This is a genomic window from Listeria kieliensis (genome assembly GCF_003369925.1).
GTDB classification, from domain to species: domain Bacteria; phylum Bacillota; class Bacilli; order Lactobacillales; family Listeriaceae; genus Listeria; species Listeria kieliensis_A.
On the sequence record NZ_LARY01000001.1, the window covers coordinates 265251 to 278288 of the forward strand.

The following is a 13038-nucleotide window of genomic DNA, read 5'->3' on the forward strand; positions in this document are numbered from 1 at the left end:
CGTTCCTTTCTCAATTAAAAACCCCTCTTAAGAATATAGCAAAATTAAGCAAGAAAGAAAAGAAGAGAATAAAAAGCTTCCTAAACCAATTGGTCTAGGAAGCTTTTCGTTATTTACTACTTTCGCTTGTCGCGCCGTTTGATGTTGACTTATCATCTGTTTTTTTCTTTTTTGTTTTCTTGTTGTAATTGTAATCGTTTGGATCCGTCTTTTTAAAGCCTTCGGGCGTATAGAATCGTAAGAGATCACCTTGTAGAACAGAATCCGAAAGTTGAAGTTCTTTTGATACCGTTTCTTTTGTTTCTTTCATTTCAGGTGTTTCTGTTTCAATGACTTCACCTGTTTTTTGGTTATAGTACTTACCACCAATTAAAGAGTAAGTTGGACTGATAAAGTCGCCATTTCTAAATGGTACAAGTTGTTTATGTTCCTTCGAAAGTAAGTCTGATCCCATTTGAAGATAGTTTTTCGTATCAATACCTAGCAAGCTAAGAACCGTTGGTAGAACATCAATTTCGCCACCATACTGTTCTTGAATACCGCCTTCAACGCCTGGAACGTGAATCATTAGAGGAACACGTTGCGCTTGGGCATTTTCAAACGAATTATAATCTTTACCAAGAATTTTCGTCATTGCTGCAGCATGGTTATCTGAAATTCCGTAGTGGTCACCATACATGATAATCACGGAATTGTCATACAAACCTTTTTGCTTCAAGAAATCAACGAAAGCTTTTACAGACTCATCTAAATAATGAGCGGTTTGGAAATACGTATCCACGGATGAATCCCCAGTATTTGCAGGTTCAATCGTTGCATCCTCATCACTAATTGGATAAGGGAAATGGTTCGTTAGTGTAATGAATTTCGCATAAAATGGTTGTTTCAGCGATTCGATATAAGGCTCAGATTCAGTAAAGAATGGTTTGTCTTTTAGCCCGTAGTTCGAAACGTCATTGTCATTCATATCATAGTAGCTTGCATCAAAGAAGTTTTTATAACCAAAGTGTTTATAAACTTCGTCACGATTCCAGAAACTCTTATAGTTACCATGGAAAACAGCTGAATCATAGCCCTGTTGTCCAAGAATGGCAGGTGCAGATTGGAAGGTATTCGAACCTTTCGTTGTAAAGGCGGATCCTTGTGGAAGCCCGTAAAGCGAATTCTCAAGCATCATTTCCGCATCCGCTGTTTTTCCTTGCCCAGTTTGATGGAAGAAATTTGTGAAGCTTAACGTATTTTTATCTTTAAAGAATGAATTGATAAACGGCGTGACTTCTTGTCCGTTTAATTTGTAGTTCACCAAAAATTGTTGGAAGCTTTCAAGATGGATGTAGATGACATTCTTCCCTTTAGCTTTTCCAAAATATTCCATATTAGGGGCTGCATATTTTGATTTTGTATAGTTTAAAACTTCATTTACGTCACTGCTGTCAGCAAGCGCCCGTTGTGTTTGCGATTCTGTGCTTTTTACAGCATCATAAATTTGATAGTTCGTCATACCGAGATATTTCACAATATAGTTACGGTCAAACGTTCTTGTTAAAAGTTCCGGACGATCAATTTCAGCCATCCCCAAATTGGCAAGGAACATAGCCACACCAAGTGTTAAAACCCCAACCACTTTTCTTGCACGAATTCTTGCCGTACGATCTGGTTTAGCAAATTTAAAAATGAGCAAACCAATCAAGAACAAGATATCTACAAAGAATAAAACATCTGTCCAGTGCATGAGTGCGAGGACACTACCGCCCATATCGCCCATATTTTGCATTTGTTTTGGATTTAAATTCGGAAGTGTGATGAAATCCGAGAAGAACCGATAATAGACCATATTCGCATACAGTACAAAGGTAAGTAAAAAGTCAATGATAATAATCCAAATAAAGGAACGACGCCCTTTTGCAAATAAGGCAAGCCCCATGAAAAATACAGCGGTACTCAAGGGGTTAATAATAAGTAAAAATTGTTGCATTGCATTTTCTATACCGAGTTTAAACTGCGTTTCATAAGCAATTACTGATTTTAGCCAGAATAAAATGACGGCTAGAATAAAAAATCCATAATTCTTGCTGAGGAATGCTTGGATTTTTCCTTTTCCATCCTTCATGTTACACCTCTCCTACACTCTATTTAATAGTTATTGTTTTTTAATACGTCGTAAAAATTCATAAAATGTTAAAACTATACGTCTAACATTTTAACACAATTTTAACATAAGGGAAATGATAACACATGCGTCTCAAGTTGGAAAAAAGAAATCGTTTTTTGTATGATAAAAGAAAAAGATAAAGAGGTAGTCGAAATGAAACAGTCAGCCACTTTTTTTGAAAACAAGAATACAATTGAAGTTGCACGCGATTTGCTGGGAACGATTCTTGTGCACGATACGGGAAAACATCTTTATAAAGGGATCATCGTAGAAACGGAAGCGTACTTAGGAGCTCTAGATCAGGCTGCGCACAGCTATACAAATAGGCGAACGAAGCGGACGGAGATCATGTTTGGTAAATCGGGTGCGGTTTATATGTATCAGATGCATAGACAAGTGCTGCTTAATTTCATTACGATGGAAGAAGGGGTGCCAGAAGCCGTTTTAATTCGCGCGATCGAGCCACTCACGGAACTGCGAGCCATGCAAGAAAATCGCTCTGGAAAAGAAGGGCTTGAACTGACAAACGGCCCCGGGAAGCTCACTCAAGCGTTTGAACTGAAAATTTCGGACTACGGAAAAACGCTTTTTGACAGTAATATCTGGCTAGAAACGGGGGAAACCCCTAAGCAAATTGATGCGTCTCCAAGGATTGGTGTTCCCGGTAAAGGACTAGCTACTCATTACCCACTGCGATTTACGGTTCATGGGAATCCCTATTTGTCTGGGAAAAAGCAAATTATTAGAAGCGATCATGGATTTTGATTTGAAGTTAGATAAGCTCTAAGCTATAATGAAAAAGCATTAAGGAGGAAAACTATGAGTCGAACAAAGAAAATTATTGCCATTATTATTTTGATCATCGGATTGTTACTTATTTTTTCACCATTTATTAAGACGGCTATCGTCAAATATATGAGTAGCCACGGGGATCTGACAAGTTATTCTGCATCGGATCTCGATAAAAATAATAAAAAGAAAGCTACTTTTGATTATGATAGCGTTGAACTTCCATCCATGTCGAGTGTCCTTAAAGGCGCGACCAATTATGATAAAAATGCTGTCGTAGGTTCCATCGCAGTGCCTTCGGTTGATATTAATTTGATGATTTTAAAGGGAACCAATACGGCAAACTTAATCGCTGGAGCAACCACTATGCTTCCTGACCAAACAATGGGAAAAGGTAATTACCCACTTGCAGGGCATCACATGCGGAATCAATCTGTTTTATTCGGTCCACTTATGGACGTGAAAAAAGATGCTAAAATTTATACGACAGATTTGAAGAATGTTTATGAGTATAAGGTTTCTGAAACAAAAATTGTGAATGAAACGGAAGTTAGTGTCTTAGCAGATGCAGGAGATGATCGGATTACTTTAATTACCTGTGATAAGGCGACGGAAACGAGTAAACGGCTTGTTGTGGTCGGGAAACTTGTGAAAACCGAGAAACTAACGAAAAAATTACAATCTAAATACTTTGCGAAATAAGCGTCAAACCTTTCTGGAGTGATCCAGAAAGGTTTTTTGTTTGGCGAAACGTTGTGTTTTGGCTTAGAGGCAAATTTGTTGTATGATAAGAAGGTGAAGAGAGGGTGACAAATTAAATGAAATTAACGGTTTTTGGACATTGGGGTGGCTATCCGAAAGCAAACGATGGCACTTCCAGTTATTTACTTGAAGAAGACGGTTTTAAGCTCTTAGTTGACGTTGGGGCAAGCGCAGTTTCGATCATGCAAAACTACGTGGATCCAAATACAATTGATGCGGCGATTATTTCACATTACCATCCAGATCATGTTGCTGATTTAGGAATTTTACAACATGTCCGGTTGTTATCGCCAAGTCAAGAAAAACCGCCTGTTCTTCCCGTATATGGCCATAAAGAAGATGAGCGTGGTTTTTCTTATCTCGAAATGGAAGGCGTGACAAAAGCCCATGAATACCGTGAAGGCGATATCCTTACGCTTGGCCCGTTCACCATTTCATTTTTGAAAACGATTCATCCCGTGCCTTGCTATGCGATGCGGATTGAAGCGAATGGAAAAGTATTTGTTTATACGGCTGACAGTGCTTATCAAGACAGCTTCATTCCATTTGCTAAACAAGCTGATTTACTCGTTACGGATACCAACTTTTTTAAAGAGATGGCAGGTAAATCCAAAGTGCACATGGCGAGCGTTGAAGTCGGAAAACTAGCACAACAAGCAAATGTCAAATCACTTCTTCTCAGTCACTTACCGCAAGTAGGAGATCTAGAAAAGTTGAAGCAAGAAGCAAGTGAAACTTATGCTGGACCGATTGAACTTGCAACAAAAGGCTTTACAAAAAATATATAGAAAAAGGGGAAAAGCAGATGTATTTTGTCGACAATAACAACGAAAAAGATCCACGAATCAATTTAGCAGTAGAAGAATTTATTTTAACTGAGTTAAACCTTGATGAACCAGTTCTTTTGTTTTACATTAATAAGCCTTCAATCATCATTGGACGTAACCAAAATACAATAGAAGAAATTAATACAGATTACGTTGACAAAAACAACATTATCGTTGTGCGTCGCCTTTCTGGTGGTGGCGCAGTTTACCATGATGAAGGGAACTTGAATTTCAGCTTTATCACAAAAGATGATGGCGATTCCTTCCATAATTTTGCGAAATTCACGCAACCAATCGTGGAAGCGCTTCGTAAATTAGGGGTAAATGCCGAACTAAAAGGGCGGAATGATCTACTAATTGATGGTTATAAAGTTTCTGGGAACGCGCAGTTTGCAACAAAAGGTAAAATGTTCTCGCATGGGACGCTAATGTATGATTTAAACTTAGAACATGTCGCAGCTTCTCTTAAGCCACGTAAAGACAAGCTTGAATCAAAAGGAATTAAATCGGTTCGTAGCCGGGTAGCGAACATTGCTGACTTTATGGATAAAGAAATGACAACAGAAGAATTTCGTGATTTATTGTTGCTTTACATTTTTGATGTGAATGACGTGGCGGATGTGAAGGAATACAAGCTTACAGATGCGGACTGGGAAAGAATTCATGAGATCTCGAAAGCTCGTTATGCGAACTGGGATTGGAATTACGGAAAATCACCTAAATTTGATTTAGAACGCACGAAGCGATTCCCAGTTGGTTCGATTGATATTCGTTTAAATGTGAATAAAGGACAAATTTCTGAGATTAAAATTTTCGGTGATTTCTTTGGTGTAGCTGACGTGACTGAACTTGAACAAAAACTAACAGGTATCACATATAAAAAAGAAGATCTTGAAGAAGCGCTTTCTGATGTGGATATTCAAAGTTATTTTGGAAACATTACGAAAGAAGAATTTTTGGAACTTCTTTATTGAATAAAATCATTTTAACGCAGCGAGGGCAAGTTCTTCTCGCTGCTTTTTTTGAAAGGGTTATAGGTCTTTTGTCTTATTTTTCATTGTCAACGATTGTAACTTGCAGGTAGTTCTAAGAGGGAGCGAGCCGATTCTATGGGACTATTTTCAATTTGCAATCCGTTTTCAGTATGTTAAGGTAAAAAACATATCACTTAGCAAAATTAGAAATTGGAACATTTTGAATTTTCGCTTATTAAAAAGGAGTGGCTTATTTCATGGAATTTGGAGTATATTTTTCAGTTGGCGTCTATTTGCTATTAATGGTCGCAATTGGAATTTATGCGTATCGGAAAACGAACGATATGTCTGACTATATGCTTGGGGGGCGTTCACTCGGACCAGCAGTAACGGCTCTTTCAGCAGGAGCTGCAGATATGAGTGGCTGGATGATTATGGGGCTTCCAGGCGCGATTTATAGCACAGGACTTGCAACAGCATGGCTTGCACTTGGACTTGTGTTAGGCTGTTACTTAAATTACATCATTGTAGCCCCGCGACTTCGCGTTTATACAGAAGTGGCAAAAGATTCACTCACCCTTCCAGACTTTTTTAAAAATCGCTTTCAAGATAAAAGCAATGTTCTACGTGTCACCTCAGGCCTCATTTTGATTGTTTTTTCAACTCTTTATGTCACAAGCGGAATTGTCTCAGGTGGAAAGCTATTTGAATCCACCTTCGGATCACAGTATTTAACAGGTGTTTTGATTACGATGGGAATTGTCGTCATCTATACCTTTATTGGCGGATTTCTTGCAGTCAGTTTAACAGATTTCGTACAAGGCGCATTGCTTTTACTCGCGCTTGTGATTGTACCTATTGTGACCCTAACACATATTGGAGAAGGAGAAGGCGTCAAAATTTATCATCAAATAGTAGGAACCAACCCAGATTTCTTTAATATCGTAACAGATGTTTCGATTCTGACCATTATTGGCTACTTAGCTTGGGGACTCGGTTACGCAGGACAGCCACATATCATCGTTCGCTTCATGGCGATCAAGAGTCATAAACAAATGAAATCGGCAAGAAGATACGGTGTTTCTTGGATGATTGTCAACATGCTAGGCTCAATGGGAGCCGGCCTGACGGGTCTGTTTTATTTTAAACAGCAAGGCATGACACTAGCTGATCCTGAAACTATTTTCTTAAAGCTTGCAGATATTTTATTTAATCCATACATAACTGGATTTATCTTAGCAGGTGCGCTTGCGGCTATTATGAGCACCATCTCATCACAGATTCTTGTTGCATCGAGCTCGCTTGTGAATGACTTGTTTCTTCTATTATTCAAGAAAAAAGCATCGAGTTCACAGAAAGTGCTATATAGTCGCTTAGCAGTTCTTCTTGTATCCCTCGCAGCGACAATCCTTGCTTTTATGCCTAATAAAACGATTTTAGAAATTGTTGGCTACGCTTGGGCAGGTTTTGGATCAGCATTTGGCCCAATGATTATTTTCAGTTTGTACTGGAAGCGAATGACAAAAGAAGGAGCCGTAGCTGGAATGCTAACAGGCGGTCTCGTCGTCGTAATTTGGATTGCGACTGGACTATCGAATTGGCTGTATGAAATGGTACCAGGATTCTTATTATCTTGCCTTGCGATTATCATTGTCAGCAAGTTAACCAAAGCGCCACAAAAAGGGGTATTACGTCAACATCAAGATCAAAATGAAATACTAGAAAGTTCTTCAAGATAATAAATAGATGGATGGCTTTAGCCATCCATCTAAAAATTTGAATAAAAATGAGAAGAAATTTATAAAAAAGTCTTGTCAAAATGAAAATTCGGTGATATGATATAAAAGTTGTTACGGACAACTCTTATAACCTAGTCATGATGCGGGTGTAGTTTAGTGGTAAAACCACAGCCTTCCAAGCTGTTGTCGGGAGTTCGATTCTCCTCACCCGCTCTTTATAAAACTGTTACTAACGCAGTGTTTCGACCTTTTTAAGCGAAGCATTGCGTTTATTTATTTTCTAGGCAAGAAAGGTGGAGGAAGCGCAGTGGATTTAGAGCAATTAAAAGCAGACATTCAGGCATACGCCACAGAAATCGGCATCCAAAAAATCGGTTTTACAACAGCGGATCCCTTTCTCTTTTTGAAAGAGCGCCTTGAAATAGCGGAAAAAGAAGATGTGCTAACCGGCTTTGAACATCCGGTGCTTGAAGAGCGTGTCTACCCAGATCGTATTTTTAACGAGCCTAAATCGATCATCGCGATTGCACTCAGCTACCCGTCCAAATTAAAGATGAGTCCAGTTAGCCGAAAAGAGGCGAGGCGGGGCGTATTTGCGCGGGCTTCATGGGGAATCGACTACCACACGATTTTGCGAGAAAAACTAGCGCTCCTTGAGGCATTTATCAAGGAACGCGTTCCGGATGCTGTCATGAAATCAATGGTCGATACCGGTGAACTTTCGGATGTAGCTGTTGCAGAGCGAGCGGGGATTGGTGCTCGAGGTAAAAATACACTACTTATAACTAAAGAATATGGTTCTTGGGTTTACCTTGGCGAAATGATCACGAATTTAGCTTTTCCACCAGATGAGCCGATCGGGGATTTGTGTGGGGATTGCAATCAGTGCGTCAAAGCTTGTCCAACGGGTTCACTGCTTGGAGAAGGGAAAATGAATCCCAAAATCTGTCTAAGCTATTTAACGCAAACTAAAGACTTTCTTGAAGAAGAGTATCGCGAAGTTTTACATAATCGCCTTTATGGCTGTGATACTTGCCAAGTAGTGTGCCCGTATAATCGCGGCAAAGATTTCCATTTTCATGAAGCTATGGAGCCGGATCCTGAACTTGTCCGCCCAGAGCTCAAGCCGTTGCTCAAAATTTCTAATCGTGAATTTAAAGAAAAATTTGGCGATATGGCTGGATCATGGCGTGGTAAAAAGCCGATTCAACGAAATGCCATTATCGTACTAGCGCGCTACAAAGATAAAACGGCGATAGAGCCATTGATTGATTGCCTAACAAACGATCCTCGGCCCGTTATCCGTGGAACCTCAGCCTGGGCGCTTGCTAAAATTGGCGGCGAAAAAGCGGAACAAGCTATCCACAAGGCGCTTACGGTAGAAGAAGAGGAAGAAGTCCTTATGGAACTTGAAAATGCCAAAAAAATCATAGAGACAAAGTGAGGAAGAAACTATGCCAAATCATGTTGTACTTTATCAACCAGAAATCCCTGCCAATACAGGGAACATTTCGCGAACTTGTGCCGGAACAGATACGCATCTGCATTTAATTCGCCCACTTGGATTCAGCACGGATGACAAAATGTTGAAACGAGCGGGACTGGATTACTGGGACCATGTTCACTTGACTTATTATGACTCGCTAGATGAATTCTTTGCAAAAAATCCAGATGGGCATTATTATATGATTACCAAATTTGGACGCCATCTTTATAGTGACGTTGATTATAGCGATGCAAATGAGCATCATTATTTTATTTTTGGAAAAGAAACGACAGGACTTCCAGATGAACTTTTACGAAAACATGAAGAGACAGCCCTTCGAATTCCGATGACAGATAAAATTCGCTCGCTAAATTTGTCGAATACAGCGGCCATTTTAGTATACGAAGCTTTAAGACAGCAAGCGTTTCTTGATCTCGATCAGATGCCGCACTACGATCGAAAAATATTTGAGGATTAAAGGAGAGCGTGTACAATGAATCAAACTGTTGAACAATTACTCAGCCATTATTCAGTTCGGGCTTTTTTAGATAAGCCACTTTCAGAAGACCAAATCCGTTTGCTTGTCGAAAGTGCTCAGGCTGCTTCAACGTCCAATTTTGTCCAAGCTTATTCCATTATTGGTGTCAGTGATCCGAAAATTCGCAAGGAACTGGCAAGAATCTCCGGCGGGATGAGCTATGTGGAAAAAACAGGGCAACTTTTCGTTTTTGTAGCCGACTTAAACCGAAACAAACAAATTGCAGAAAGCAAAAGAGAAAATCCAGCTTCTCTTGAAACAACAGAAAAAATGCTCGTAGCTGTCATCGATGCAGCCCTTGCGGCACAAAACATGGCGGTTGCTGCCGAAGCAATGGGACTTGGAATCTGTTATATCGGTGCCATTCGAAATGACATTGAGCGCGTCTCAGCGCTTTTAAATATCCCAGAATATGCTATTCCACTTTTTGGACTTACAATTGGCTATCCAGAGCAAAATTCAGCACCGAAGCCACGGATGCCGTATCAACTTGTTTATCATGAAAATGAGTATCAAACGAAAGAAACAGCGCTTTATGAAGCTTATGATACGACGATCAGTGATTACTACACGAATCGAACAGGTGGCGTTCGAAATGAAACATGGACCGATCAAATTGCAGAGGGTATGAAAAAACCCGTCCGGATGGATATGAAAGCTTTTATTGAAAAACAAAGACTAGGACTTAAATAAAAAGGTTTGCCGAGTGCGGCAAACCTTTTTTTATTTTCTTTTATTACGGGCGGATTGGATCAAATTCCAGATAATCAAAATTAAGATAACGACTAGAAGAATGTTAATTAAGCCGCCCGCAATATGGAAGATGATTCCGATCAACCAAAATACAAACAAAATGACAATGATTCCCCAAATGATTCCAAGCATGTGATTCCCTCAATTCTTACTTCTTTTGATTCGCTCACTTCTTTTTCCCGTAAGCCGGGTTTTTGAAACATTAAAGCTGTTTTTCACGTCGAATGGTGGCAAGGAGTCCTTTTACGCCAGCGGTTATCAGGCGCTCGGTTTCCTCAAAGTCTCCTGTGTAGTAAGGATCAGGAATGTTTGTTTTTTCAGGATTTGAAACGAAATCCATGAGTTTACTTACAAAAGCCTGCGATGCTGGATCACGTAAAGCTTCAATATCTGCCAGATTATTCTCATCCATGCCGATAATGTAGTCGGCAGTCAAATAATCATCACGATTAATTTTTCGCGCTCGCATGCCGCTTGTATCTACGTGATATTTTTTTAGAACTTGTTGCGTTCCTCGGTGAGGAGGATTCCCCAAATTCCAAGAACCCGTTGCGGCGGAATCTACGGTAAATTGATCCGCAAGTCCTTCATCTTGAACTAATTTTTTAAATAGTCCTTCTGCCATTGGTGAACGGCAGATGTTGCCTAGACAAACAAAAATGACTTTAATCATGCTTCAACCTCCTGTTAATAATTATCTTCCCATTCTTTTTTTAAGGATGCCCATTTTTCTGTTTGGTTATGGAAAAGCGGAAAGAAAGCATCCACGGTTTCTTTTGGTAGTTTCCGCTTGAAATACAAAATTTGATTTTCAAAAAGCCGATAAGCACTCTCTTCGTTTCCTGCTGCTATCAGTTTCTTTAATTGATAAAAATACCATTCTTTATCTGCGTCGTCTTCAAGTTCTGCTAGAATGGCTTCCTGTGCGATTACTGAGCGACTCTGAAGCATGATTTCAAGCTTATCATGGCTATAAGTGGAAAGCTCGCCATTTGCAAATTCGGCGTCATAAAGTTTATCCAGAAAATCCTTGAAATTCTCTGCTACTGGTAAAACTTGTAGCGTTTCGAAGTCGACATAAAGAATGCTTGGGTCGCTTGTTTGATAGTCAAATCCAAGAAAACGATTATTATCTTGAGAAAAATAAATTTTCTTGCCGGGAAGTGGATTTTGGTCTTGAAACAGGATTGCTGTGATGAGCTCATGAAGCCCGAAAAGCCGGTAAATTTCTAAAAAGTCAAAACCGTAAGAAGTGGGTTCACTCGTTTTTAGAAGGTTTTTCCGCAGTAAGCCGCCATTTTGTAGGCGGATGAGTTCTTTATAGCTTTTAGGTAAGTGAATATTTTCTTGCGCTTCAAATTGCAAAATAGATTTTTCTTTTGCCGCTACTTTACTTGCGTCAGGCCACATGTTGTAACACCTCCGCTTTTATTATGCCGAAGTTTCTCAGAAGATGCAATTCAAATTGACGTTTTATTTATCCAAAATGTGGTATAAAGGAACTAGTGAGGCATCGTGGCTAGACATCTGTGAAAAAATATACTATAATAATTATTAAATGATAATAATTATAATTTAAAAGGAGCTAATAAACATGAAAACCATTAATTCAGTAGACACGAAAGAATTCTTGAACCACCAAGTAGCTAATTTAAATGTCTTTACGGTGAAGATCCATCAAATTCACTGGTACATGCGCGGTCGCAATTTCTTCACGATGCATGAAAAAATGGACGATTTGTACAGTGAATTTGGGGAACAAATGGATGAAGTGGCGGAACGCTTACTTGCAATTGGTGGAAGTCCATTCAGCACACTTAAAGAATTTTTGGAAAACGCAAGTGTAGAAGAAGCACCTTATACAAAACCAAAAACGATGGACGAAATGATGGAAGACTTGGTTGCTACGCTTGAATTGCTTCGTGATGAATATCAACAAGGCATTAAGCTGACTGAAAAAGAAGGCGACGATGTTTCAAACGATATGCTAATTGGATTTAAAACAAGCATTGATAAACATATTTGGATGTTTAAAGCTTTCCTTGGAAAAGCTCCGCTTGAAAAATAAAATGACAAGAGAGACTCGGATGTCAAAAAGGCATCGGGGTCTTTTTTTCTTGCCTCGTGTTTTAAAATCTTTTTTCGTGGTAAAATGTAGGATACTTGAGGAAGCAGATAATGTGCTTTTTATGCGAGAATCTGCTAATCTTACATTAAACTGAAGGAGTGAGGATATGGAAATTAAAGTGACGGAAAAAGCGCGCAACTGGTTTAAGGACGAATTTGATGTTTCTGGTGAAAATGGTATTCGTCTATTTGCAAAATACGGCGGTTCCAATAGTTCCTTGCATCCCGGTTTTTCAATCGGAATAGCTGCTGAACCACCTGTTGAGGCAGTTGTGACTGTTAATGAAGGCGACCTTAAGTTTTTTATTGAAGATCATGATTTTTGGTTTTTCAAGGATCATGACTGGGCAATTGATTATGATCCGAAAACGGAAGAAGTGAAATTTTCTCACCGCGAAAAAGTAAAATAAATTTATTGGATTATCTAGTTTTTTGCTAGATGGCGATGAAATGAAGACCCCTTTGATTTTTTATCAAAGGGGTCTTTTTTATGATCGAGAGAATGAAAGATCGGAAAAGGATCTATTAATGAAGAATTTGTTTTTTAAATAGTATCTCAATGTTTCCGAGTGAGCTATACAAACCCTTTAAAAGAATCTATACTTGAATTTGAGCGAATAGAGTACAATATGAGGGGGGAGTGGGCATGTCCAGGGGGATTTGATTGAAAGCTACACGAAGGGAAGTTGGCATGATTAACTTTATACGATTAGCTGCAGTGATAAAGGAAGAAATGACTTAATTTCAGCGATGTTCAGACAAAATCTTTTTTTTTATAAGCGAAATTAGCTTACAAAGATCAGAATTGGGTTTTTGGGGGCTTCTTTTTTTAGTGTCTTTTTTGAAAAATGAGCTCTAACAAAGGAAACATAAGACCTAGTTCATAATTTA

Annotated in this window: 14 protein-coding genes and 1 tRNA gene; 11 read left to right on the plus strand and 4 right to left on the minus strand. The window is 39.1% G+C overall.

Annotated features, from left to right (window positions below):
* Positions 1 to 109: 109 nt before the first annotated feature.
* Positions 110 to 2110 (minus strand): lipoteichoic acid synthase, encoded by a 2001-nt coding sequence (ltaS, locus tag UR08_RS01365; protein ID WP_115751878.1) that lies wholly within the window; start codon positions 2108 to 2110, stop codon positions 110 to 112.
* 195 nt (positions 2111 to 2305) lie between these two features.
* Here ltaS and UR08_RS01370 point away from each other — a divergent pair, with 195 nt between their 5' ends.
* The 9 genes from UR08_RS01370 (at position 2306) to nfsA (ending at position 9960) form a co-directional block, all read left to right on the plus strand.
* Entirely contained in the window at positions 2306 to 2917 is a 612-nt protein-coding gene (locus tag UR08_RS01370; RefSeq protein WP_115751879.1) for a DNA-3-methyladenine glycosylase, read from the plus strand.
* Positions 2918 to 2971: 54 nt separating this feature from the next.
* Complete coding sequence (locus UR08_RS01375; RefSeq protein ID WP_115751880.1) at positions 2972 to 3643, plus strand: class A sortase; 672 nt, start codon at positions 2972 to 2974, stop codon at positions 3641 to 3643.
* Between the two features lie 116 nt (positions 3644 to 3759).
* Positions 3760 to 4491: an MBL fold metallo-hydrolase gene (locus UR08_RS01380; RefSeq protein ID WP_115751881.1), complete on the plus strand. Its 732-nt coding sequence runs from the start codon at positions 3760 to 3762 to the stop codon at positions 4489 to 4491.
* Positions 4492 to 4508: 17 nt separating this feature from the next.
* Positions 4509 to 5504, plus strand: a complete 996-nt coding sequence (locus tag UR08_RS01385; protein WP_115751882.1) for a lipoate--protein ligase — start codon at positions 4509 to 4511, stop codon at positions 5502 to 5504.
* Between the two features lie 257 nt (positions 5505 to 5761).
* Complete coding sequence (gene putP / locus UR08_RS01390) at positions 5762 to 7243, plus strand: sodium/proline symporter PutP (RefSeq protein ID WP_115751883.1); 1482 nt, start codon at positions 5762 to 5764, stop codon at positions 7241 to 7243.
* Positions 7244 to 7385: 142 nt separating this feature from the next.
* Positions 7386 to 7456, plus strand: a tRNA-Gly gene (locus tag UR08_RS01395).
* A gap of 94 nt (positions 7457 to 7550) precedes the next feature.
* Positions 7551 to 8687: a tRNA epoxyqueuosine(34) reductase QueG gene (gene queG / locus UR08_RS01400; protein WP_115751884.1), complete on the plus strand. Its 1137-nt coding sequence runs from the start codon at positions 7551 to 7553 to the stop codon at positions 8685 to 8687.
* 10 nt (positions 8688 to 8697) lie between these two features.
* Complete coding sequence (gene trmL, locus UR08_RS01405) at positions 8698 to 9207, plus strand: tRNA (uridine(34)/cytosine(34)/5-carboxymethylaminomethyluridine(34)-2'-O)-methyltransferase TrmL (RefSeq protein WP_115751885.1); 510 nt, start codon at positions 8698 to 8700, stop codon at positions 9205 to 9207.
* A gap of 15 nt (positions 9208 to 9222) precedes the next feature.
* Positions 9223 to 9960, plus strand: a complete 738-nt coding sequence (gene nfsA, locus UR08_RS01410; RefSeq protein WP_115751886.1) for an oxygen-insensitive NADPH nitroreductase — start codon at positions 9223 to 9225, stop codon at positions 9958 to 9960.
* A 30-nt stretch (positions 9961 to 9990) separates the two neighbouring features.
* Here the strand turns inward: nfsA and UR08_RS01415 are convergent, their stop codons facing one another.
* From UR08_RS01415 to UR08_RS01425, 3 genes are all read right to left on the minus strand, one after another.
* On the minus strand, positions 9991 to 10152 hold the full coding sequence (locus UR08_RS01415) for a lmo0937 family membrane protein (RefSeq protein WP_115751887.1): 162 nt from the start codon (positions 10150 to 10152) through the stop codon (positions 9991 to 9993).
* 70 nt (positions 10153 to 10222) lie between these two features.
* Positions 10223 to 10693: a low molecular weight protein-tyrosine-phosphatase gene (locus UR08_RS01420; protein WP_115751888.1), complete on the minus strand. Its 471-nt coding sequence runs from the start codon at positions 10691 to 10693 to the stop codon at positions 10223 to 10225.
* 14 nt (positions 10694 to 10707) lie between these two features.
* Positions 10708 to 11430: an SMI1/KNR4 family protein gene (locus UR08_RS01425; RefSeq protein ID WP_115751889.1), complete on the minus strand. Its 723-nt coding sequence runs from the start codon at positions 11428 to 11430 to the stop codon at positions 10708 to 10710.
* Positions 11431 to 11614: 184 nt separating this feature from the next.
* Between UR08_RS01425 and UR08_RS01430 the strand changes: the two genes are divergently transcribed.
* On the plus strand, positions 11615 to 12088 hold the full coding sequence (locus UR08_RS01430) for a Dps family protein (protein ID WP_115751890.1): 474 nt from the start codon (positions 11615 to 11617) through the stop codon (positions 12086 to 12088).
* Between the two features lie 166 nt (positions 12089 to 12254).
* Positions 12255 to 12557 (plus strand): HesB/YadR/YfhF family protein, encoded by a 303-nt coding sequence (locus tag UR08_RS01435; protein ID WP_115751891.1) that lies wholly within the window; start codon positions 12255 to 12257, stop codon positions 12555 to 12557.
* Positions 12558 to 13038 lie beyond the last annotated feature (481 nt).

What these genes read in the sequence shown, in the direction of transcription:
- ltaS (WP_115751878.1), bottom strand. Translation starts at nt 2,110, where the DNA reads ATGAAGGATGGAAAAGGAAAAATCCAAGCATTCCTCAGCAAGAATTAT.
- UR08_RS01370 (WP_115751879.1), top strand. Translation starts at nt 2,306, where the DNA reads ATGAAACAGTCAGCCACTTTTTTTGAAAACAAGAATACAATTGAAGTT.
- UR08_RS01375 (WP_115751880.1), top strand. Translation starts at nt 2,972, where the DNA reads ATGAGTCGAACAAAGAAAATTATTGCCATTATTATTTTGATCATCGGA.
- UR08_RS01380 (WP_115751881.1), top strand. Translation starts at nt 3,760, where the DNA reads ATGAAATTAACGGTTTTTGGACATTGGGGTGGCTATCCGAAAGCAAAC.
- UR08_RS01385 (WP_115751882.1), top strand. Translation starts at nt 4,509, where the DNA reads ATGTATTTTGTCGACAATAACAACGAAAAAGATCCACGAATCAATTTA.
- putP (WP_115751883.1), top strand. Translation starts at nt 5,762, where the DNA reads ATGGAATTTGGAGTATATTTTTCAGTTGGCGTCTATTTGCTATTAATG.
- trmL (WP_115751885.1), top strand. Translation starts at nt 8,698, where the DNA reads ATGCCAAATCATGTTGTACTTTATCAACCAGAAATCCCTGCCAATACA.
- nfsA (WP_115751886.1), top strand. Translation starts at nt 9,223, where the DNA reads ATGAATCAAACTGTTGAACAATTACTCAGCCATTATTCAGTTCGGGCT.
- UR08_RS01415 (WP_115751887.1), bottom strand. Translation starts at nt 10,152, where the DNA reads ATGCTTGGAATCATTTGGGGAATCATTGTCATTTTGTTTGTATTTTGG.
- UR08_RS01420 (WP_115751888.1), bottom strand. Translation starts at nt 10,693, where the DNA reads ATGATTAAAGTCATTTTTGTTTGTCTAGGCAACATCTGCCGTTCACCA.
- UR08_RS01425 (WP_115751889.1), bottom strand. Translation starts at nt 11,430, where the DNA reads ATGTGGCCTGACGCAAGTAAAGTAGCGGCAAAAGAAAAATCTATTTTG.
- UR08_RS01430 (WP_115751890.1), top strand. Translation starts at nt 11,615, where the DNA reads ATGAAAACCATTAATTCAGTAGACACGAAAGAATTCTTGAACCACCAA.
- UR08_RS01435 (WP_115751891.1), top strand. Translation starts at nt 12,255, where the DNA reads ATGGAAATTAAAGTGACGGAAAAAGCGCGCAACTGGTTTAAGGACGAA.